Here is a 22,433-nt window from a genome sequence, read left to right as displayed (position 1 = left end):
CAAGCGCGGGCCAATGCCCGGCGCGGTTAAGCTTCGCGGCCGCTCATCCGCGCGGCCTTCGTTTCATTCAGTCGATAAACTACTTCGCCCCCGTCCACTTCGCCCGTCGCCTCAAAGCCCATGCCCTCGTAGAGCCGGATCGCGCGCCCGTTGCCGGGCGCCACGCCGAGGTACACGGGACAGGACCCGCCGTTTCTCGCCTGGATTTCCGACACCAGCAGGCGCACGGCCTCGCGGCCAAATCCCCGGCCCTGATAGGACGCGCCTATCATCAGCCGGAGTATGTGGTAGCGCTCCGTCTCCGGATCCTGCCCGTAGAGGGCGAAGCCGATGGCTTTCCTTCCGCGGCGAAGCACCCGGGGCATGAGGTAGTTAAACACCTTCGACTCCGCGATGGTGAACACGTTCGGCGCCACGAAGCCCGCCTGATCGAAGGACACCTCCAGCTTCGTCGCCGCCACAAAATTCTTCTCGGACAAGGGCTCCAGTGTTATCATCGAACGCCCCGACGGGCGGCTGCCTTTCATATGCGCTGCCATGGACCGTCCGGGCGCTAGACGAACATGTCGTCCAGCACGCGCAGGCTCCGGTAGTCGGTTTCCGTCTGGCGTATCGCGAAGGTGCGAATGATCCGGAAGGAAATCGCCGCCGAGGCCAGGGGCGGACAGGACGACTCCATCGCAAAGACCGATCGCAGATCGCCCAGGATGTCCCGGTCGATGCGGCGATCCGGCGTACACGCGCCGCAGACGACACCCGCGCCGAAGTCGAAGCCGCAATTATCGCCTATTTCACGCCCGCATTGCACACATTCGAAGAGCTCGGGCGTGAATCCCGCCGCCGCCAGGAGTCGGGCGGCCTGCCAGCAGCAGTGGTCGCGGGCGGGGCCATCCCAGGCGTTCAGGCTGTAAAGACCATGGGAAAGGGCGTCGTAGAAGGTCCGGCAGGGTTCATTCTCATGGGCAACCTTGAGGGCGATTTCCAGGGGGAAGGCCGCGTAGGCCCCCCGCTCCAGATCGGACTTGATCCGCGCAAAGGGCTCCAGCAGGCTGGCCTCCCCCAAGGTCTGCACGGAACGCCCCTCTTTCCAGTAATACACCAGCTCCACCCGATTCATGGTGCCCAGCACCGAGGCGAGGGGACTGTTCTTTCGTCGCACGCCTTTTGCAATGCAGGCCAACTGGCCGCGCTCCGGTGTCAGAAAGGTCACGATCCGGCTCGTTTCGCTGAAGTCGACCGCACGAAGCACATGGGCCTCGGACTTCTCCTGGGACACGGGGACTACCTCACTTCAAGCCGAATCAGGGCGACGCGGAATGCGGCCCACAGGACACAAAGCCTACCATTTCAAAGACTTGCGCGGCAAGTTGTCGACGCACAGCAAAAAGGCCAGCGCCCCGCGGTGGGGCGCTGGCCGGGATGACGGGACAACTATCAGGTGTAGGCGCCAGCGTCCTTGGCTTTCTTGCTGACGGGCCACATCTTATCGGAAGGATACTTCACGAATTCCGCGTGACCATCCATGAAGAGAATGTTCGCGCCGCCGGGAACGTGGCTGAAATTGTCCACGACCACGCTGGGGTTGTAATCCGCGCCCGCGCCCACGGCGTCAAGCACGACTTTGTAGGCGGGACTGTAGGCGATCGTTGTATCCCACATGACCGGCATGGTCGACTGGGCCGTAGCCGAGGCGCCCGGATTGTTGATGTCCGTGATGGAGAAGCGCTCAACACCCTCGCGGAGGCGATTGACCGTGCCCGTGGTGCCGTCTTCAAACTTGATGTTGCTGATGTCGCTCAGGTGACCGCCCTTGGTCCAGTTGGCCCAGGCGGGCTGGGAGGCGTTGAACTGCACGGTGGTCAGCCAGAAACCATTGAGCGATCCGGGGAACGCGCCCCAGATGGTGCCGGTGCCGGCCGTCAGCCCGGGATCGGCCTGATTCCAGGTGAGAGAATACCCGTAATAGACGTAGCTGAAAACGGGCAGACGGACGAACTTCTGACCAACCGCGGGGCCGGGAATTCCAGGCTCCTGGTGCGTGCAGGTGCTCATATAGCGGTCCAGCGACTGACCCTGGCGATCACCGGTGCCATCAGATTCCGCATCGGAGGGGCACCAGTAGATGTTGGCGTCCGTGAGGTATTCCGGAGCAATTTCCCAGCCGTTGGGACCGTCATAGGTGCCGGACGCGGGATCGCGATAATCCGGACCGCGCGAGGGCCAGACCTGTCCTTTGGATTCATTGGCGAACATTTTGTACACCAGGCCCCACTGCTTGAGGTTGTTCTGGCAACTGGCGCGACGCGCCGCTTCCCGCGCGCGGGCGAGCGCCGGCAGCAGGATGGCGGCGAGGATGCCGATGATGGCGATGACCACCAGCAGCTCGATCAGGGTAAAGCCTTTTCTTTTCATGAGGTTACGATCCTTAATTATCGGTAAGTATGAATTCGGCTGATGAGATAGAGCACTTCGAGGTTGCCCTGAAAGTTGGTTAGGCCAGCGCGTCACACCTCCTCTCCGATCTGGTCATTCCCCAACGACCCTGGTCTGCTGCCATCGCCTGTTTTCAGGTCAATCTGGGGTCAAGCATAGATCGAATCGCACAAAAACGCAATACCCTGTTAACTGAGGAGAAATGGCGACTTCTAATCTCGTAAAGTTGTATTTAAGCAACGATGCCTTTACGCAAACCCATCACCGTGGCGGACCGGCGCGGTCGAGGGACGCGGGCACGCACCGTGGAGGCTGATGTCGGCCGACGCCCCTCAAAAGGGGCGTTGACCTTGCCCTTCAGCGAAACACCGCGAATCCCATCCGCTCGGGCGGGACTCGCGGTGTGTACGTCGTTGGTTGGAGGGCGACCGGGCCTAACGGAGGCCCTTGGGCGGTCCCATGACTTCCATGGTGATCATGCTGGCACGCAATGCGTTCTTATTGCGCGCCAGACTACGGAACAATTGGGCCTGGCTCATGCGCGTGGACGACTTGGCGGGCTTCGGCGCGCTGCCGCCGCGAGCGCGTTCTTCTTCGCGAATGATTTCCTCGGCGGACCGGGCTTGCTCCCGGGAATGCTCGCTCGAAACGACCGAAGACTCGCGGTAGTCCGGTCGGCGCTCGCGAGCCTGGGGCATTGGCGACGCTTCCCGCCAGTCTTGCCGCTGGGGCAGGGGCTGGGCGACAGGGCGCGGTGCGGAAGGAGCCTGCTGCCGCGGGGGGGCCTGGCGCTGGGGCGCGGGCTGCTGAGGCGGTTGTTGCCAGGGTGGACCCGCGGGGGCAGTCTGCTGGCGCGGGGGCACGGGGCGACGCTGGGGTGCCGGGCGAGGCGCTTCGGCGCGGGGTACGGCTACGGGCGGCGGCGGCGGACCCTCGCCCCGGCGACGGGCCACGGGGGGGCCGCCGTCGCCATAGAGCATGCGGCGAGTAGCCTCCGGGAGTTCGTCCACACTCGGTCGATTGGCCCGCTGCTTGCGCGCTTCTTCTTCCTTGCGCTGCTCCTGGAGCTTGGCCAGGCCGCTGATGGCGGCGATGATGCCGAATATGATTAACCCGATGAATTCTTCCACTGGAATTACCATCCCTTGGGTTGGGGAATTCTGAACAATGCCTGAGACCCTTGCCCCGTTTTCAGGGACGGCAGGGACTTCAGAGACGGCAGGGGATTCAAATCCTGTTGTCGCTATTGTCTCTACCGTCCCTGCAGGTCTTACCTCTGGCCCTGGGTACGGTGGCGCATTCGCCCTGGGGCGTGTGCGCCGAGCGGCTCCTATTTCTTCGTGTCGTCGTCCGTCTTGGCGATGGAAGCGCGCATGTCGGTATCGGCCATCACGTTTTTCATCTTGTAATAGTCCATGATGCCGAGATTGCCGCTGCGGAAGGCTTCCGCCATGGCGCGGGGCACTTCGGATTCGGCCTCGACCACTTTCGCCTGCATCTCGATTACCTGGGCCTGCATTTCCGCTTCGCGGGCCTTCGCCATGGCGCGGCGCTCTTCGGCGCGGGCCTGGGCGATCTGCTTGTCGGCTTCGGCCTGCTTGATCTGCAGGTGGGCGCCGATGTTCTCGCCCACGTCGATATCGGCGATGTCGATGGAGAGAATTTCGAAGGCGGTACCGGCGTCCAGGCCGCGCGCGAGCACGGTCTTGGAGATCATGTCGGGGTTTTCGAGCACCTTCTTGTGCGTTTCGGAGGAGCCGATGGTCGTCACGATACCTTCACCCACGCGGGCGATGATGGTGGCTTCCGTGGCGCCGCCCACCAGGCGGTTGATGTTCGTGCGCACGGTCACGCGGGCCTTGGCCTTGAGCTGGATACCGTCCATGGCCACGGCGGCCACGGTGTCCGTGCCCCGGGTGGGATCGGGGCAGTCGATGACCTTCGGGTTTACGGAGGTCTTCACTGCGTCAAGCACGTCGCGACCCGCCAGGTCGATGGCCGTCGCCTGCTGGAAGGAGAGGGGAATGTTGGCCTTGTTCGCGGCGATAAGGGCGGCCACCACGCGCTGGACGTTGCCGCCGGCGAGGTAGTGGGCTTCAAGCTCGTTTACCCCGAGGTTGATACCGGCCTTCACGGCGTTGATTCGACTGTAGACGATGGTCTGGGGCCGGATTTTCCGCAGCTTCATGAAGACCAGACTCGGCATACTGACCTTGGCGCCCGAGGCGAGCGCCTGGATCCAGAGCGACAGGAAGCTGAACAGCACGCCCGCCAGAATGAGGCACACGATGCCTCCGACAATAAACACAATCCAGAGATAGTCACCCACGGTATTCTTCCTTTCCCTTGGCGCCGCCATACGCCGGAAAACCCACGTTCTCCCTGCGCGGCGGCACGCCGTTCTATCTGCTCAAATCCACACTTCAGAGTGGGCGCCGAGCGCGCTCCGGGGCGTGGACAAACCGGACGCGGGCCCAAACCCGCACCCGGACGTGTTATGCATTCAATTCGGCGCCGATACCATCGCATCGCTCGACGACCACACGGTTGCCGTGCACTTCCGTAACCCGGACCGTTTCACCCTCATTGATGAAGTCGCCATCGGACACGGCGTCGTGACGCTCGCCGTCCACCACAATGGTGCCGGAGGGCCGCAGGGCGGTCATGACGAGGCCGCGCCGCCCTACGAGGCCGGTGTTGGACGGCAGGTTGACGTAGCCGGACTCTTCCGAGAGGCTGGTGCCCAGGGCAAGACCGGTGGCGCTGCTGGTCTTGGAGAGGAGGACCAGGCCAATCCCTATGCCGATGGCCACGCCCATGAACTCGCCCATGATGATCATGAAGGTATAGTCGGGGTAGGCGGCGATGCCCATAACTGCGGAAATGCAGAGGAGCACCACACCCCCGATGCCGCAGACGACGCCGGGAAGGACAAACTCGAGCACGATCAGGGATATGCCCAGAAAGAAAAGGAAAAGCGGCCAGAACATCAGATTCCAGACTCCCGGGTTTGCGGCGTGGTCGATTCCAGCAGCGCGATCAATTGGCCAATTTCAATACGGATTCCCAACAGGCGCTTGCTTTTGTCCGCCGTGTCTTTCGGGTCGGTTTCATCCAGGGGCTCGAAGCTGCGCATCAGCGAATTGTCCTCGCCGAGACTGCGCGCGGCCTCCGCGGCGAGCTTGTTGAAGCGCTTTGCGAAGGGTGAGCAACTGTAGTATCCCGCGCCCTGGGATTGCACATAGTCCATTTCCTTCAAGAGGGCGCGCAGCATATGAAGCAGTGAGTCGTGCATGTGATAAACCAGCTTTCCTTGCGGGCGCGGCCGTCAGTCGGTCCGCCAGCCGTTCAGGGGCTCCTCCGCCTGGGAGACCACGATGCGGTTTCCGTCGGAGGAGAGGATGACAATAGGGGTGCCTTCGTCCAGGAATTCGCCCCGGGTGACCACGTCGAGCTTTTGATCGCCGAAGCGCCCCTTGCCCGCCGGGCGCAATTTGGTGGCCGCCACGCCGCGCAAACCGGCAATGGCCTGGGTGGCCTCGTCGGACTGGGAGGTATAGCCCGCTTCCGAATCGAGGGCGGTACCCAGAATCATGGCGTTGCCCAGCGGAGTGTAGGGCAGGATAAAGCCCGAGACCAGGACGAACCCGATGAAGCTGAACATGCCCACGCACAGGGTGTACAGGGCCTGATGCGTGGCGGCGAACTCCCAGGAAAACTCGGGCATGGGCGCCTTGACGAGGGCCAGGTAACAACCGCCCAGCAGACAGGCGAATCCGGCCACGCCGGCGAGGCCGAATCCGGGCAACAGAAACACCTCGGCAAGGATGAGCAGGAATCCCGCGACAATCAGGGCGAGATCGATCCAGTCGGCCATGCCGATAACCATGTGGGACCCGAAGAACAACGCCAGACACGCCGCGCCGAGGATGCCCGCGCCGCCGAAACCGGGCGTGCGGACTTCCACATAGATACTGCCCAGTCCGGCCATCAGCAGTAACCCGGCAATGGTGGGGCTGGTCAGGAAAGCGAAGAGCGCCTCTTCCCACGTGGGAATGATTTCGAGGCGATCCACGCTGCCCAGCAGGTGCTCGCGCAGGGTGTCATCGATATCGGTCGTAATGCTTTTTGCCAGGCCAAAGTGCACGGCCTCATTCGAAGTCATGGTGAGCAGTTCGCCCCGGGCGCTCACCAGCTCCGTGTTGGCGTTGAGCAGGGCGCGGTAGTCCTCATCCGGCGAGCCGGGCTCGGGCGCTGTTTCCGGCGTCCCCTCAGGCGCGGGAACGTCCAGTACATCGCGGAGTACCTTCTTAATATCCTCGGCGCCTTCACCGTTGCCTTCGGTAATGGAATCAAGTATTACGTCGAGGGCGTCCTTGTTCTGTTCGCGGGCGATTTCGGATTTTCCGGCGTCCACTTCAAAGATGCGATAGGTGCCGTCGGGATTGCGGTAGGCCCGCACTTCCATGTTACGGTCCACCATGGCCTCACCCAGGATAGGGTCGTGGCCGTTGGCCTCGCCCAGGGCGCGGTACTTGCCGCGAACGAAGGAATTGGACTTCTCGTCCATCTCCGCGGTGGTCTCCACGCCGGGCATGATGGGGGTGGACGCGCCGATGTTGGATCCTTCGGCCATGTAGATATAGTCGCAGGAATAGCTGATCAGCGCACCCGCCGAGATGGCGCCCATGCCTTCAATAAAGGCGATGGTGGGGCACTTCACGGACATGATGCTGGAGGTTATTTCGATGGCGGAATCCACGCGGCCGCCGGGGGTGTTGATGACGAACAGCAGCGCGGATGCGTTTTCGGCTTCGCGCACCGCCCGCTCAACGATGACAGCCACACCCTCGTCGATTTCTTCTTCGATACGGCAGATGACCACAAAGGGTTCGCCGGTTGCTTCGTGAACGGGAGCCGGAGGGGCGGCATCCACGGATGTGGCGGTGGAATCGGCAGCCCAGGAGGGAATCGTGGGGGCGGTCTCGCCCGCAGGGGCGTTTTCCGCGGGCACGGGAGAGGACTCCACCGCAGGCTCCTGGGCAACGGCGCCGTTCAGCGCCAGGATCATCAGGGATAGGAAGCCTAAAACCCGTAGCATGGGGAAACGTCCTCTCTTCAAAACGGCCCTACGGAACCAGGGCCACGTCGCCTATACCACTGGACCCGGAGTTTTATTCTACGTGCTGGGTCAACAGGTCGTCAATCGGAGCCTTATGGGTCTTATGGGTCTTATGGGTCTTATGGGTCGTATGGGTCGTATGGGTCGTATGGGTCGTATGGGTCGTATGGGTCGTATGGGTCGTATGGGTCGTATGGGTCGTACAAAACCCGTTACAGCCTGAAGCCTGAAGCCTACAGCCTACAGCCTACAGCCTACAGCCTGAAACCTGCGTGCAACTTTCCCCGGATTGTGTTAGACTTCCGCGCTATGGCAACCGATAAACCTGTAATCGTCCAATCTGATCGCTCGATCCTGCTCGAAACCGATGGGCCCGCTTACGCCGAGGCGCGGGACTGCCTTGCGGGTTTTGCGGAGCTGGTAAAATCACCGGAACACATCCACACCTACCGCATCACGCCCCTCTCGCTCTGGAATGCGGCGGCGGCGGGCATGACGGTGAAGGAGGTGCTGGATGGACTGCTGCTCTACAGCAAGTATGAGATTCCCCAGAACATAACGGCGGAAGTGGAAGAGCAAATCGGGCGTTATGGCCGCCTCAAGCTGTACAAGCAGCCCGAAGACGGCCAACTGGTCATCGAATCCGACGATTCCATGCTGATCATGGAAATTCTCAACCAGAAATCGGTCCAGCCATATGTGACGGGCACGCCGGACATGAAGCGGATTCTGGTGAAGCCGGCGGATCGGGGCAACGTCAAATGCGCCCTGATCAAGCTGGGTTTCCCCGTGGAAGACCTTGCGGGCTATGCCGAGGGCGCACCGCTGACGGTGAACCTGCGGGAAACCTGCCTTTCGGGGCGGGAGTTTGGCCTGCGCAAGTACCAGAAAGAATCGGTGGAGGCCTTCCACGCCAACGGCACCAACCGGGGTGGCAGCGGCGTCGTGGTGCTGCCCTGCGGCGCGGGGAAGACGGTGGTCGCTATCGGGGCCCTGGCGACCGTGAAGACCCATACCTTGATTCTTACGACCAATACCGTGGCCCTGCGCCAATGGAAGAATGAGATTCTCGACAAGACCGACCTGACGGAAGATCAGATCGGCGAGTACAGCGGCGAGACCAAGACTATCCGCCCGGTGACCCTGGCCACCTATCAGGTGCTGACCTACCGCAAGACGAAAGACGGCCCCTTTTTGCACTTTGGCCTTTTCGACGAGGGGCAGTGGGGCCTGGTGATCTACGACGAGGTCCATCTCCTGCCCGCGCCCGTGTTCCGCGCCACGGCCTCCCTCCAGGCGCGCCGGCGTCTCGGGCTCACCGCCACCCTCGTGCGCGAAGACGCCCGGGAGGACGACGTCTTCAGCCTCATCGGCCCAAAGAAATACGACGTGCCCTGGAAGGTGCTGGAAAAGCAGGGCTGGATCGCCACGGCCATCTGCTCCGAAATCCGCATCCGCCTGCCCGAGAGCGAGCGCTACAACTACGCCGTGTCGCCCAAGCGCCTGAAGTTTCGCATCGCCTCGTGCAATCCGTCCAAGGCCAGAATGTGCGAGTTTCTCATCAACCGGCACAAGGACGACAATGTCCTCATCATCGGCCAGTTCCTCGATCAGCTCAAGGAGCTTTCAAAGAAGTTCGGTGCGCCCATCATTACCGGGCGCACGCCCAACGGCGAGCGCGAAAAGCTTTATGCGGCCTTCCGCACCGGCGAAATCAAGCTGCTCATCGTGTCCAAGGTGGCCAACTTCGCCATCGACCTGCCCGACGCCAACATCGCCATTCAGGTTTCCGGCACCTTCGGCAGCCGCCAGGAGGAGGCCCAGCGCCTCGGGCGAATCCTGCGGCCCAAGAGCGAGGAGAACGTGGTGGCGCGGTTTTACTCGCTGGTCTCCCGCGACACCTGCGATCAAGACTACTCGGTGAAGCGGCAGTTGTTTCTGACGGAGCAAGGCTATCGCTACGAGATCCTGACCGAGGATCAGGTGCTGGCGGCGGAAGAGGCCTCGCAGCTCCCCGGTTAACGTCGCCATCGCGCCCCGGACGTGTTATTCTGTGCCTCCGGGAGATCCACGCCATGATTCGCTCGCTTTTCTGCTCGTTTCTGTTCGCCGCCGTCACCTGTGCCGACACCACCGAACCCGGCCGCGCCGTAAACGGCAATCCCGCCAATGAAGTCTTCCTGAGCAACGCCGATCTATCCGGCTGGCTCCTCGACAATGAAGGCAACGCGAAGCGCGACGGCGGCGGCTTCAATTTGCTGAGTCACCGCCTCTGCCCGGACATGAGCATCTACCGCGCCAAACAGGTGGGGCTCAACTTCGAGCACATCTTCAACGGTGCGGCGACCGATGCCGCCATCTCCATGTTCACCCCGCGCGTGGAGCCGAATGTGCTCCTCAAACAAGACGGAAAACAGGCGTCGCTTCACTGGCCCGCCGCATCGTCCTCGTGGGGCGTGGACTGCACCATGACCTACACCTTCGTGGAGCCCGACGCCATTGATATGACGTTCTCCGCAACGCCCACGCGGGAATCCTGGCCTCAAGGTTACCTCGCGTTCATGTGGGCGAGCTATATGGCGCGCACCGTCGAGCGGCCTATTCACTTCTGGGGAACCACCGGTGGCGAGGAGAGCTGGCTTCAATTCGGCGAGGCCACCAGCGACGCCCAGGGCTTCGAGACCGGCACCGTGGCCGCGAAGGGTGTCGCGCCTCTGCCCTATGAAGCGGAATCGAAGTCGCTCAACATCATTGAGCACCCTGCAAAGCATTTCGTACTGCCCTTCTACTTCGGCCTCATCGATGGCGACCACGATCTCGCCACGAAGGACGACACCCTCGCCTATATCCTCATGTTCAACCAGATCGAGCCGATGCGCTTTGCCCTGTGGAACTTCATCAAGGACGAATCGGGCAAGCCCGATCCCCACAGTCCTGCGTGGGACTGGCAATATGTGATCCGCGAGCCGAAGGTCGGCCAGACGTATGGGTACAAAATGCGGGTTGTGGTAACGCTCTTTACGAGCCGGGAAGACGTGCTGGCGCGCTATAGCGCGTGGGCCGACGCACACTGAAAAATCGCCGTCCCCGCCACCTCGTCCATTCGCCGCGGCGAATCCACTCCGTCCACAACCCCCTTGACAAGCCCGGCCCAATACGTTACCATTTAGTCACGTATTGGCAGCAACGAACCCCAAGGAGTTTTCAAGACCATGTCCACCACACCCGAAACCCCCTCCATCATGAACATCGAACTGGAACTCGACATCGCCGCAACGCCCCAGGCCGTCTTTGATGGTTATGTGGAGGAAATGATCAATGGACCCGGCGGGAATACGCCGATGAAGATGGAATTGTGGCCCGGGGGCCGCTGGTTCCGGGATTTCGGCAACAACACGGGCCACCTGTGGGCGCACGTGCAATCGATCAAGCCGCCGCACCTGATTGAATTCTGCGGTCCCCTCTTCATGTCCGCGCCCGTGGCGAACAACATCATCGTTCGCATCGAGGAAACGGCGAGCGGGGCGAAAATGAAGTTCCGCCACCAGTGCCTGGGCGTCATCCCCGATGAAATGCGTGAAGGCATGACCAAGGGCTGGGGCGAAATGCTGGCGAAGGCGAAGGCCACGGCGGAGGGCTGACGCGGCGCGCCCGTGTTACACTCCCGCCCCATGGACGACAGCCTCGACGCCATTTGGAAGGCCCTGGCCGACCCGACGCGCCGCGCGATTCTTGATGAATTGCGACTGGGCCCCCGCACCACCACGGACCTCGTGGCGCTCTTTCCCGATTTGTCCCGCTTCGCGGTGATGAAGCACATGGATGTGCTCCGCGAAGCGGGACTGATACTGACGAAGGCGGAAGGGCGCAGGCGAATCAACTCGCTCAACGTGATTCCCATCCGCATGATTTACGAGCGCTGGGTGAGCCCATTTGAAGATCTCTGGGCCGGGCCGCTGGTGCGATTGAAAAATAGGCTGGAAGGGAAGGACTAAACGGACTGGTGCTAAGAAGCGAGAAACGTGCGGAAGCCGTAGGGACAGCGTCGCCCCGCGATAGCAAAAAGCGAAACGGGCTCTGTACCCGAAGGTACTCTCTGGTCGGGCAAAGTTTGCGTTAACCGGCGGGGCTGTTTGAATGTATAGGGGGCTTGTTGGAAGAAGCCTCCCTGGGTTTAGAATAAACGGGTCAACAGTCGCTTCACTCTAAACCCATATAAGGAGACCTCTCATGCGAAAGTACTACGCCGTGGGTATGGATGTCCACAAGAAAACCATCTCTTACTGTGTTATAAATGCGTGTGGCGAAAGAGTCGCTGAAGGCCGTATAAATGCCAACCGGACAGAGATTGGCGATTGGGTCAAAGGTCTTCGCAGCAGCTTCCGCGGCCAGCGGGAGTTTGGGATGGAGGCCACGATGTTCACTGCCTGGATTTATGATTACCTGGAGTCACTGGGGTGCGCGGTTAAAGTTGGCTCTCCACATAAGCTGAAGGCGATTGGGGCGGGCAAGAAGAAGAACGACCGGATGGATGCGCGTGCTCTGGCCAGCCTGCTGCAGGCCAATTTCTTCCCGGAGTGTTTTATGCTCCCCCGCGCGCTGCGCGAACTGCGCCGTGCGTTGCGGTACCGCAACCTGCTCAAGTGCGAGTCCACGCGCTTCAAGAACCGGCTGGGCGGCTTTCTCATGGAAGTGGGCGAGGAGTATGACAGCGACAAACTGCACCAGAAGCGTTACTTTACACACCTGATGGACAACTTGCAAGACACACCGGCGTCGGTGAAGAACCTGCTAATGCTGGCGCGGGGCAGCGTGGAAGCCTTCGAACAGAACCAGCGGATGATTGTGCGAGAGCTGGAGAAGCACACACTGCTTTCCGAACGTGTGACTCGTCTCCAGAGCATTCGCGGGGTTGGCCCGATAACCGCGCTGACGTGGGCCCTGGAAATCGGGGATCCCTGGCGCTTCTCCTCGGTTAAGAAGGCGGTCAGCTACTGCGGGTTGTGCAGCGCCCTGCGCGAGTCTGCGGGCAAGAGTACACGCGGCCCCCTGTCCAAGCAACGCAATCCCCACATTCAGTGGGTGCTCATCGAAGCGGCCAAGAAGGGCCCGACTTTCAATCCTCAACTCAAGGAGGCCCACGACAAGGCGCTGGCCGAGGGCGCGAACAGCAACCAGGCCACGCTGGCTGTCGCGCGAAAACTGGTGGCTTATCTGATGTGCGTCGACAAGACCCAAAAGGAATTCACAATGTTTACCAGGGCCTGAACCGCCTATCCGCGCACTTTTTTTCCGCCGGTCCTCCCGTCGACAGGACTGGGCAAGTGGAGCTTCCACGATACCCCTTGGGGCTGTTTGGAGGCCGGCGGGTTTACCCAAACTCAAACTTCGGCGAAGGCGCTCCGGCGCTCGGATGCTGCAAATGGATGTCTGGTCACGTTGATCCCATCGATCCCCGTTGGCCCAATGAGGTAACAAGCAAGGTGCGCTCGACCATACTGTGCGTTTAACGCTTTAGAGGGTTGCCAGATGACATTGAAAAAATAGGGCGGAACGACAACGCCGAACCGCCCTCATCCGTATAACCCGCCTGCTGCGGCGCTCCGGTCGCTCGCCAGCGTTGCCGTATCCTCCGGGCAGGCAAGTCTAGAATAGCATACAAACCCAGGTATGAAGCCCAGCGGAGACGAATCTCCCATTCGTCGCTTGACAAAAACCTATCATGGATGTCCTGTCGTATGACGTCGTGGCTTGGCACTGCCAACGCACCTCTCAGCCTCGCGTAAGCTACTCTTAGAAATCAGAATCTTTCGCGACGCAATGTCAGCGCTGAAAATCCCCGTCCCCCTCGCTGACGACAGGACAGCCTCGCCAGTGGAAGTGATTTTCGCCCTACGCGGGCGAAATTGTGCACCAGCGGTACGATTCGCTACATTCAGACTCGGGGCGACGCTGTCCCTACGGAACAAAGCGTCCCACGGGATACCCCGCCGCGAAATCTATTTCCCACGCGCCGTTCTTCGTTGCGTAGCGAATCACCTCGCGCCGCTCGAAATCGCTGGCTCCCTTTCGCACGGCGGCATCGGGACTTCCCGGCAGCAACGCGGCATCCGCTACGTGCTGCAAGATCCGGGTGCGGTCCCCCACGCTGTGGCCCGTGTCCTTGAACACCTCGCCGTCGAGATCCTTTTCGCCAATGAAGCGTGCGTCGATCTTCAAGCCCGCCCGCGTCATGTTCCGCACCAGCCGCTGCTTGTCCGCCGTGGGACACACCTTGTCCCGCGCACCGTGGACGACAAAGACCCGCGCCTCGTTGCCCAGCGCCACCATCTGCGTGAGGTGTGAAGGAAAGCCAATGTCGCGAAGGTCGCGCGCATCCTTCGAGAGATAGTCCGGACTCTTCCGGTTGCGGCTGTAGCCCGCGTCGAGATAGGAGCCCCCCGGACGACCAAAGGCGATGTCATAACTCAACTTCGCCATGCCCGAGCAATCCACAATCGCCGCGAAGGTACGGGGCGCCAGCTTGTTGGCCATGTGACTAACGTTGCCGCCTCCCGAGCCGCCCGCGGCATAGGTCCGACCATCGTGATAGGCATGGCCGCCGTCGATCAACCCCTTGCGCACCCAGTAGAGTGCGCGCAGCGCATCCAGCGCTTGAAGATAGCCAAAATCGTAGGGCGGCTGGGTGGCTTCGTCGTATTTCCCGCTCTGGAGATAGTCCACACAGATCGCCACGACATTGTAGCGCTCGGCCAGCACCAGCGGATCGGGCGCGCCGATGGCGTTCGTGCCGCCCCAGTTGTGGAGGCTCAGAAAGAGCCCCGTCTCGGTGTTGACGTTTGCCAGTGCTCCGCCGGAGTAATAGACATAGGCCGTGATCGTGCGGGGACCGGGCTGGAACGCCCATTCCTGCGCGGGCAGCTCGGCTGAAGCGTTCTCCGAAGGCAGCGCGGGCCAGGGACGATCATCGGCGAAAGCTGGAACGCTAATGAAAAGCAGCAGCCAGCACAAGCGACTCAACCATAAACTCCAAGTAGAAAAATGGGTCTTATGGATCTTATAGGTCCAGTGACCCATACGACCCATACGACCCATACGACCCATACGACCCATACGTACCCCAACAACCCTACTTCTTCCCACACCCGCAACTCCCACTCCCGCACCCACCGCCGCCGCCGCCCGTTTTGGGCCGCACCAACTGCAGGGTCCCCGTGGGCATTGGATCAGCCGCCACGATCCGCGCCGGGCTGCGATACCACGCGATCGCCAGGCACAGCATCCACACGCCGGCGATGAACAGCCCGCCACCCTCGCGCGTAAGTTCACTCTTGAGATAGGGGTGCTCAAAGGTGGGCACCAGCGCCGCGAAGCCACCGAGATAGCCCAGGGTACCGGGAATGGCCCAGGCCGTGTAAACGCCGAAGATGGCGGGCACGGTAACAACCACGCTATACCCGTAGATCAACATCCACACGATGCCATCGGGATCATTGTATTGCACAAGGATCGACAGGATCAGCAGGGGCAGCATGACCACATTGGCGACGCGGAAGGGCGTGATGAGCTTTTTCGACTTTTCCATGGATACCTCGCGGGGTTGGGGCCGACACGTTGGAAACGACAGCTAAGTCAGTATAGCACGGTATCGAGTACAAGACTCACGGGGACACGGAAACCTATCTTTCGCCGTCTCCGCAAGGGTTCTCCCTTACTCCCCTTGCGTCATGGGCCACGCGGTGGGCAGGGCAATTCCGAATATTCCCATGAACTGCGCCAGAATCCGGTAGGTCAGCCCCCAGATCGTGTAGGGACCATAGCTAAAACCTGAGAATGCCTGCTGTTCGTAGTAATAGCTGCTGATATTGCGCCCATCGCCCAGATAGGCCAGGGGTACCCACACGGTGGCGGAGACCTCGTGGTTGTGGACCAGTTCGCCCGGATCCGGGCAATAATACACCAGCGGGCACACCGCCAGCTCAAAGGTCCGAAGGCGTCCACCAACCACATCGCTCAGCCGCCCCAGAAGCATGTCCGGCGTCAGGGCCAGCCCCACCTCTTCCAGGGTCTCCCGACGCGCCGCCGCCTCGACGCTGGGATCGTCCGCATCCACATGCCCGCCCGGGAAGGCCATCTGGCCGGACCAGGGGTCGTCCTCACGGGTGGCGCGCTGCATGAAGAGCACCTCCAGGGCGCCGTCTTCCCCGTGACGCAGCACCATCGCCACCGCAGCCACACGTTTCGCGCTGCGGGAAGCCGCCGTCTCCGGGGTGAAATCCGCCAGGCGCGCCCGTATTTCCGCGAGGCTGTGGTGCTCCATGGGCCGGCGGGGCGGGGTGGTGTGCACAGGGGACTCCTTGAGGGCGGGATTTCCAGATGACAATGACGGTGGAATATTGTGTATTATACGCCATCGCGTTTCGGGGATGCGATACCCGTTTGCGTGCGGGGCGCTCCAGTGGTATAAAGGAGGCCGCGTTCTCGCGCACCCGCGGGCCACGAAAGCTGTGGAACGGCCCGCCCCCGCAATCATTTTCCGCGGACAGACGCCCCGAAGGGGTGAACTCTGTCCCTGTACGACCAAGGTAGTGTTATTTTTTCGAAGGAGTCGACCATGAATACCATTTCCGGAGACAAGGCGGGACTGGCCGCCAAGGGCGCGCTGGAAGCCGGCGAAGGCATCCTGCGCCTGGCCCCCACCTGGGTGCCCCGCTCGTTCCTGCAGCCGGGACGCCGCCTCAAGCTGCACCCCCAGGACTACTACGCGCTGGGCAAGCACCGCGGCGGCATCGACGAGCGCTGGTTTGGCTCCACCACCCCGGCGGCCAACGACAACCGCAATGAAGACGAAGGCCTGAGCTACGTCGTCCATGACGGCGCCCGCTTCACCCTGAAGGACGCCGTGGACGCTCTCGGTGGCGAGATCATCGGCGACGCCATTTGGAACACGTACAAGAAGTGGCCGGTGTACTCCAAATTCTTCGACAACATGGGCCCCATCCCCCACCACATGCACCAGAACGCCGAACAGGCCGCGCTGGTGGGCCAGGAAGGCAAGCCCGAGTCCTACTACTTCCCGCCCCAGATGAACGCCATCGGCAACAACTTCCCCTACACCTTCATGGGCCTCGAACCCGGCACCACCCGCGAGCAGGTGCGCCGCTGCATCGAGAACTGGAACAAGGGCGACAACGGCATCCTCGATCTCTCCAAGGCCTACCGCCTGAAGCCCGGCACGGGCTGGATGATCGGGCCGTGCATACTTCACGCCCCCGGCTCCCTGGTAACCTATGAACCCCAGTGGGGCAGCGACGTCTTCGGCATGTACCAGAGCCTCGTGGAAGGCCGCGACGTGCCCTGGGCGCTGCTGGTAAAGGACATGCCCGCCGACAAGCATCAGGACATCGACTTCATCGTCGATCAGCTCGACTGGGAATCGAACGTGGATCCGAACTTCAAGGAAAACCACTACCTCGAACCCATCATCGACACCCAGGACGACGCCCACACCGATCGCTGGATCGTCTACGGCGGCGTGAAGGGCAAGGACTACTTCTCCGCCAAGGAACTGACGGTGAATCCCGGCAAGAAGGTCACGATCAAAGATCGTGGCGCCACCAGCCTGATCACCGTTCAGGGTCGCGGTCGCGTCGGCAATCTCGCCCTCGAAAGCCCCGACATGATCCGCTTCGGCGAGATGACCGAGGACGAAGTGTTCATCACCGCAAAACGCGCCGGCGAAGGCTACGAAGTCGAGAATCTGGCCAAGGAATGCCCCCTGGTCATCCTCCGCTACTTCGGCCCGGATGTGAACCCCCAGGCTCCGGCCATCGGAAGCTACGCGCGGTAATAAATATCTGCAGGAAGCGAGAGCCGGTGGCCCTGCGACCACCGAAACCAGAAGGAACAACGTCACCATGAAAAAGATCTCCATCGGAAGCTGGGCCTACAGCATTGGCCCTTACGAAAACAGCCCCATCCCCTGGGAAGAAGTGCTGAAGACCCTCAAGAGCTTGAATTTTGACGGCGTGGAAGTGGGCGGTTTCTCGATCCACCCCAGCCCCGAAAACGCCCCGAACAAGGAAGACCGCGACAAGATCGTGGCCCAGGCGAAGGAAATCGGCATCGGGTTCTCCGGCTTCGTGCCGAATCTCTGGGGCGAAAAGCTCGTCAACGCCGAAGACCCCTCCGGCTACATCGCCGCCTTCAAGCAGGGCGCCCAGTTTGCCCACGACCTCGGCATCAAGGGCGTGCGCGTTGACTGCGTCCAGCCCCCCACGATCCACGCGGAGATCGACTACGACGTGGCCAAGAAGCGCGTCGTCAGCACCTGGAAGGAATGCTCCAAGATCGCCGCCGACCTCGGCTGCTACGTCACCTGGGAGTTCGAACCCGGCTTCGCCTTCAACAAGCCCTCCGACGTGCTGCGCATTGTCGATGAAGTGAACGAAGAAAACTTCGGCATCGAATTCGACACCTGCCACGCGGAAATGGTCGCCGGTAAAGGCGCCCGTCAGCACGGCGCCAAAGAAGTGCTCCCCGGCGGCTGCCTCGAAATGGCCCAGAAGCTTAAGGGCAAGATTAACCACATCCACCTTATCGACTCCGACGGCACGCTGCACCACGACGAGACCAGCAGCCACCCGCCCTTCGGCGACGGCTACCTGAACTTCGACGAGATCGTGCCCGCGCTCCTCGACGCCGGCGTGCCCCACGACTGGTGGACCATCGACCTCTGCTTCTGGCCCGACGCCTGGAAGGTGACCGAGCGCTGCAAGAAGAGCATCGACGAGTTGAACAAGAAGTTCTGCGGCTAAGACCCGAATGCCAAGCCCCCCGGCAACGGGGGGCTTTTTTGTGAATAGCCCACTCGTTCCCAAGCTCCGCTTGGTCGCAGATGCGCCTGGGCGGAGAATGCAGTCCCCGGAGCTCCGCTCCGAATAAGTTGTAAGGGTCCGATGGGTCCTATGCGCCATTGCCCATAAGACCCATTGGTCCCATAAGACCCATAAGACCCATAAGACCCATTCCTAAGACCCCCGCGACACCCCGCGGCGAAATCATCGGCCCCCGACCGGGGCCCACACCAAGGAGAGACACCATGGCAAAGAAAAAGCTCAACATCGGCATGATCGGCTACGGCTTCATGGGCCGCGCCCACTCGAACGCCTTCCGCAAGGTCAACAACTTCTTCGACCTCGAATACCAGCCTGTCCTCAAGGCCGCCTGCGCGCGCAACGCCGAAAAGGCCCAGGCCTTCGCCGACAACTGGGGTTATGAAAGCATCGAGACCGACTGGCGCAAGCTCGTCGAACGCGACGACATCGACTGCATCGACATCGGCAGCCCCAACAACACCCACGAAGAAATCGTCCTCGCCGCCGCCGCCAAAGGCAAGATGATTCTCTGCGAGAAACCCCTCGCCATGAACGCCGAAGAAGGCGAGCGCATGACCGCCGCCGTGGAAAAAGCCGGCGTGCCCAACATGGTCTGGTACAACTACCGCCGCGTCCCCGCGATCACCCTCGCGAAGCGCCTCATCGACGAAGGCCGCCTCGGACGCATTTTCCACTACCGCGCCAAGTACCTCCAGGACTGGACCATCTCCCCCGAGCTGCCCCAGGGCGGCGCGGGCCTCTGGCGCCTGGACGCCTCCGTGGCTGGCAGCGGCGTCACCGGCGACCTCCTCGCCCACTCCATCGATTCCGCCATCTGGCTCATTGGCGGCATGGAGAAAGTCACCGCCATCACCGAAACCTTCATCAAAGAGCGTCAGCACAACCTCACGGGACAGAAACAGGAAGTCACCATCGACGACGCCTGCGCCTTTCTCGCCAAATTCGACAATGGCGCCCTCGCCACCTTCGAATCCACCCGCTACGCCCGCGGCCGCAAAAACCAGAACACCTTCGAAGTCAACGGCGAACATGGTTCGATCTACTTCGACCTCGAAGATCCCCACCAGCTCCAGTTCTTCGACAACAAACACGAAAGCCACATCCACGGCTGGCAGACCATCCTCGTCACCGACTTCGAGCACCCCTACATGGACAAATACTGGGTCCCGGGCACGACGATCGGCTACGAACACACCTTCGTCAACGCCATCGCCGACTTCCTCAAGAGCCTCGAAGCCGGCCAGGCACCCGTACGCCCCAACTTCCGCGACGCACTCGAAACCCAATACGTCTGCGACGCCGTCCTGAAGTCCGGCAAGACCGGCCAGTGGGAAAGCTGCAAGGCCTGAAGAAAAACGCGGGGGCGATAGATCGTGAACTTTAAGAGGCGGCCCCGGCAATTGTCGGGGCCGTTTTTCTTTTGGGTCCTCTACTCCGCCATACTGCTTAGTGAAATGCCCATCGCATATCGAAAATCATCGTGTAGATGTATCTTCTTAGTCCCGAAGGGACGGCATATCGTAGCCCAGGCGCGAGTGTAGCGAGCCCTGGGGTCCGGCACACCCAGGGTTGAGCCCTGAAAGGGCGGCATAGAAAAGGCTCTATGTGCCAGAATATTTGAGACACCCTTCTTGTAAGAACTAGTGTTGGGGGCTAGGGGCCATTAGATGACTGCTGATCTTAATTCAGGGAAGGATACCGGGGTAGTTGTGTTCGGTGCCCCCCCGTTAGTGCGAGCGCAGGACAGGCGACACGACCCCGAACGCGTCGGCTTCTTTACTCGGTATTCCCCGCGCCACGACTCACGTGAAACAAGTCGAGGGGAGGCATGCCCGCGGTCCTGTGGTGTGTGATCATTGCGCCGCCGTCCTTGAGGGCCCGCTCGAAAGCGGCGGTGTCGTCCCACCGATAGAAGACGGCCCAGACGGATTCCCCGGCGGCACAGCGACGTTGCGCGACGGCCACCATTTCCTTGAGGCCGTGGAGGAGCTCGACGGGCACGTACTGGTCTCGCAGGGCGTATTCGGCCGCGTCGAAATTGAAAGGTTTGAGGGCGATGACGGCGCGGTGGTGGGATGGGTCGTTCGCGACGGCGCGGGCGAGCTCGCCGTAGTCGGCGCGGAAAGGCCGGGGCAGGGCGAGGTGTTGCCAGGTGAAAAGGAGGAGGATAAAGATGGCCACCCTGCGCGGGACCAGCCCCGTGCGCGGAAGGGCGCTCAGACCGCTGGCCGCAAGGAGCTGGAGGGGCAAGGCCGCGTAAACCACGTAGCGGCTGAAGAAGCATGGTCGCCAATACCAGTTAAGGAGGTAGAGCCCCAGTATGGGGCCAAGAAAGGCGACGAGCAGGAGCGCGGCTTCACCTCGCGAGAGCCCCGGTGATGGCGCGGCCTCCACTTTTTTACTCCAGGACTTGAAAAGGGCGTATGCGGCCAGGGCGGCCGTGCTCGCGGCGATCAGAAGGTCGGCGCTGAAGCCAAGGGGCATCCAGGGCGCGGGGTTGATGTTGGAGAAGCGTCCGCCGGCAAATTGGAGAAAGGTGTTGGCGAGCTCGCGGGGGCCGGCGGGCATGTCGCGGTAGGCGGCGCTCTGTCCGGCGAAGTCGTAGTCGAGGAAAGCGAGCCAGGCGAAAAGCGCCAGGGCCATGAGGCCGTGGGCGGTGAACCAGGGCAGGATGGTGCGGAGATGCTTCCACCAGCCGAGGAGTAGGAAGCCCTGGGCAAAGACAAATACGACGGAGAAGGTGTGGGTCCAAATGAGGAGCGCGTTCCCGGCCACACACAGCGCCAGGTAACGCAGTTTGGACTCTCGCAGGTACAATGCGAGGCCGTGGAGTGCGGCGAGGGCGAAGACATTCATGAGGGCATAGAAGCGAACTTCCTGTCCGTAGTAGATTTGAAAGAGAGACAGGTTGAAAAGGGCCGTGCCCCAAAGTCCGGCGGTGTTTCCGGCAATGAGGCGACCTAAATTGAAAAGCTGGACCGTGGTGACGATTGAGAGGAACACGGAGAGGAGGCGAAGGGAAGTGAGTGAGCCGCCTGCGACCAATGTCCAGGCATACTGCACCCAATAGTAAACGGGCGCGATCCGCAGTCTAGCGTCTTCGGCGAAGACGCAGTCCATGCAGTCAGCGAAGGATTCCGCGGGATAACAGGCGGTGGTGAGGGCTTCGTCGCCCCAGGCGGATTCTCGGGTGATGGAGGCGAGGCGCAGGGCGGCGCCAAGTGTGATGATGGCCAGAAGGATCAGGAGCGCGCCATGTGAGGTGCGTGGAGACACATTGGGATCCTTGGTCACTTGGGCGTTTTTCCTTCCAGAGCGGTACGTTGCCGGGTTCGAAGGCAGTATTTAACCTCAAAGGACGCAGAGAACACAAAGTTGATAGTTGATAGTTGATAGTTGATAGTTGATAGTTGACAGTTGACAGTTGACAGTTGCCATCCAAATCCACACGGCCCGCAAGACCCATTAGACCCATGAGACCCATTAGCCCCGTGGTTGCTATGTTCTGGTGGGTGATCGGTGTGGGCGTAATTTTGTGTAGAGACGAGAAAAGGCCCCTCGGTATAACCCGAGGGGCCTTTTTAATGTAGCGCCGGCAGCGTCCTACTCTCCCACACAGTTGCCCGTGCAGTACCATGGGCGCAGACAGTCTTAACTTCCGTGTTCGGAATGGGAACGGGTGTGGCCCTGTCGCTATAGCCACCGGCAAAACTTTGTAGTCAGGACTGTGTCTGACAAAGATAGTTTTGACAGAGAATGTTGGGTAATTTACTGGATTACAAAATCAGACGGCTAAAGGGAGTTGATGATTAGCAACTCTATGAGTGCTAAAGACCAAGCCTCACGAGCGATTAGTACTGGTCCGCTGAACACGTCGCCGTGCTTACACTTCCAGCCTATCAACCTGGTGGTCTACCAGGGCTCTTAAGGGGATTGCTCCCAGGGAAATCTTATCTTGGGTGGGGCTTCGTGCTTAGATG

General features: G+C 61.2%; 20 protein-coding genes and 2 rRNA genes. 8 read left to right on the top strand and 14 right to left on the bottom strand.

Translation table 11 applies throughout. From position 1 onward, the window contains the following. Positions 1 to 26 precede the first annotated feature (26 nt). The 8 genes from JNK74_12445 to JNK74_12410 form a co-directional block, all read right to left on the bottom strand. On the bottom strand, positions 27 to 479 hold the full coding sequence (locus tag JNK74_12445) for a GNAT family N-acetyltransferase (protein MBL7646987.1): 453 nt from the start codon (positions 477 to 479) through the stop codon (positions 27 to 29). A 74-nt stretch (positions 480 to 553) separates the two neighbouring features. Then, positions 554 to 1,276 (bottom strand): DNA repair protein RecO, encoded by a 723-nt coding sequence (gene recO, locus JNK74_12440; GenBank protein ID MBL7646986.1) that lies wholly within the window; start codon positions 1,274 to 1,276, stop codon positions 554 to 556. A 158-nt stretch (positions 1,277 to 1,434) separates the two neighbouring features. Then, positions 1,435 to 2,412: a DUF1559 domain-containing protein gene (locus JNK74_12435; protein MBL7646985.1), complete on the bottom strand. Its 978-nt coding sequence runs from the start codon at positions 2,410 to 2,412 to the stop codon at positions 1,435 to 1,437. A gap of 455 nt (positions 2,413 to 2,867) precedes the next feature. Further along, positions 2,868 to 3,563 (bottom strand): hypothetical protein, encoded by a 696-nt coding sequence (locus JNK74_12430; GenBank protein MBL7646984.1) that lies wholly within the window; start codon positions 3,561 to 3,563, stop codon positions 2,868 to 2,870. 200 nt (positions 3,564 to 3,763) lie between these two features. Beyond that, positions 3,764 to 4,792: a flotillin-like protein FloA gene (gene floA, locus JNK74_12425; protein ID MBL7646983.1), complete on the bottom strand. Its 1,029-nt coding sequence runs from the start codon at positions 4,790 to 4,792 to the stop codon at positions 3,764 to 3,766. A 136-nt stretch (positions 4,793 to 4,928) separates the two neighbouring features. Then, complete coding sequence (locus JNK74_12420; protein ID MBL7646982.1) at positions 4,929 to 5,423, bottom strand: NfeD family protein; 495 nt, start codon at positions 5,421 to 5,423, stop codon at positions 4,929 to 4,931. After that, positions 5,423 to 5,728: a hypothetical protein gene (locus JNK74_12415; protein MBL7646981.1), complete on the bottom strand. Its 306-nt coding sequence runs from the start codon at positions 5,726 to 5,728 to the stop codon at positions 5,423 to 5,425. The genes JNK74_12420 and JNK74_12415 overlap by 1 nt, the downstream gene beginning before the upstream one ends. A 33-nt stretch (positions 5,729 to 5,761) precedes the next feature. Beyond that, complete coding sequence (locus tag JNK74_12410; GenBank protein ID MBL7646980.1) at positions 5,762 to 7,534, bottom strand: ATP-dependent Clp protease proteolytic subunit; 1,773 nt, start codon at positions 7,532 to 7,534, stop codon at positions 5,762 to 5,764. Positions 7,535 to 7,864: 330 nt separating this feature from the next. On the opposite strand from JNK74_12410, the gene JNK74_12405 reads away from it, so the two are divergent. From JNK74_12405 to JNK74_12385, 5 genes are all read left to right on the top strand, one after another. Then, on the top strand, positions 7,865 to 9,577 hold the full coding sequence (locus tag JNK74_12405) for a DEAD/DEAH box helicase (protein MBL7646979.1): 1,713 nt from the start codon (positions 7,865 to 7,867) through the stop codon (positions 9,575 to 9,577). 53 nt (positions 9,578 to 9,630) lie between these two features. After that, positions 9,631 to 10,629, top strand: a complete 999-nt coding sequence (locus tag JNK74_12400; protein MBL7646978.1) for a hypothetical protein — start codon at positions 9,631 to 9,633, stop codon at positions 10,627 to 10,629. Between the two features lie 138 nt (positions 10,630 to 10,767). Continuing rightward, positions 10,768 to 11,196: an SRPBCC domain-containing protein gene (locus JNK74_12395; protein ID MBL7646977.1), complete on the top strand. Its 429-nt coding sequence runs from the start codon at positions 10,768 to 10,770 to the stop codon at positions 11,194 to 11,196. 30 nt (positions 11,197 to 11,226) lie between these two features. Beyond that, complete coding sequence (locus JNK74_12390; GenBank protein ID MBL7646976.1) at positions 11,227 to 11,550, top strand: helix-turn-helix transcriptional regulator; 324 nt, start codon at positions 11,227 to 11,229, stop codon at positions 11,548 to 11,550. A 235-nt stretch (positions 11,551 to 11,785) separates the two neighbouring features. After that, positions 11,786 to 12,823, top strand: a complete 1,038-nt coding sequence (locus tag JNK74_12385) for an IS110 family transposase (GenBank protein MBL7646975.1) — start codon at positions 11,786 to 11,788, stop codon at positions 12,821 to 12,823. A 690-nt stretch (positions 12,824 to 13,513) separates the two neighbouring features. Here the strand turns inward: JNK74_12385 and JNK74_12380 are convergent. From JNK74_12380 to JNK74_12370, 3 genes are all read right to left on the bottom strand, one after another. Beyond that, a complete protein-coding gene (locus JNK74_12380; protein ID MBL7646974.1) occupies positions 13,514 to 14,575 on the bottom strand; it encodes a DUF2920 family protein in 1,062 nt (353 codons plus the stop codon). Between the two features lie 109 nt (positions 14,576 to 14,684). Continuing rightward, positions 14,685 to 15,140, bottom strand: coding sequence for a transmembrane 220 family protein (locus JNK74_12375; protein MBL7646973.1), 456 nt, complete (start codon positions 15,138 to 15,140; stop codon positions 14,685 to 14,687). A gap of 126 nt (positions 15,141 to 15,266) precedes the next feature. Then, positions 15,267 to 15,902, bottom strand: a complete 636-nt coding sequence (locus JNK74_12370; GenBank protein MBL7646972.1) for a CoA pyrophosphatase — start codon at positions 15,900 to 15,902, stop codon at positions 15,267 to 15,269. Between the two features lie 267 nt (positions 15,903 to 16,169). Between JNK74_12370 and JNK74_12365 the strand changes: the two genes are divergently transcribed. The 3 genes from JNK74_12365 (at position 16,170) to JNK74_12355 (ending at position 19,802) form a co-directional block, all read left to right on the top strand. Then, entirely contained in the window at positions 16,170 to 17,405 is a 1,236-nt protein-coding gene (locus JNK74_12365) for a hypothetical protein (GenBank protein MBL7646971.1), read from the top strand. Between the two features lie 67 nt (positions 17,406 to 17,472). Then, positions 17,473 to 18,372 (top strand): sugar phosphate isomerase/epimerase, encoded by a 900-nt coding sequence (locus tag JNK74_12360; GenBank protein MBL7646970.1) that lies wholly within the window; start codon positions 17,473 to 17,475, stop codon positions 18,370 to 18,372. A gap of 284 nt (positions 18,373 to 18,656) precedes the next feature. Further along, entirely contained in the window at positions 18,657 to 19,802 is a 1,146-nt protein-coding gene (locus JNK74_12355) for a Gfo/Idh/MocA family oxidoreductase (GenBank protein MBL7646969.1), read from the top strand. A gap of 427 nt (positions 19,803 to 20,229) precedes the next feature. Here the strand turns inward: JNK74_12355 and JNK74_12350 are convergent, their stop codons facing one another. The 3 genes from JNK74_12350 to JNK74_12340 all read right to left on the bottom strand — a co-directional run. Then, the gene (locus JNK74_12350; protein ID MBL7646968.1) at positions 20,230 to 21,747 is read right to left on the bottom strand and encodes a glycosyltransferase family 39 protein; all 1,518 of its coding nucleotides are present in this window, start codon (positions 21,745 to 21,747) and stop codon (positions 20,230 to 20,232) included. 296 nt (positions 21,748 to 22,043) lie between these two features. Further along, positions 22,044 to 22,160: ribosomal RNA gene (rrf, locus tag JNK74_12345) — 5S ribosomal RNA — on the bottom strand. Between the two features lie 123 nt (positions 22,161 to 22,283). Continuing rightward, positions 22,284 to 22,433: ribosomal RNA gene (locus JNK74_12340) — 23S ribosomal RNA — on the bottom strand; the annotation flags it as partial.

The sequence above is a fragment of the Candidatus Hydrogenedentota bacterium genome, assembly GCA_016791475.1.
Classification (GTDB): Bacteria; Hydrogenedentota; Hydrogenedentia; order Hydrogenedentales; family JAEUWI01; genus JAEUWI01.
Note: the sequence above shows the minus strand (reverse complement) of the source record. Positions and strands in the feature narration are given on the sequence as shown.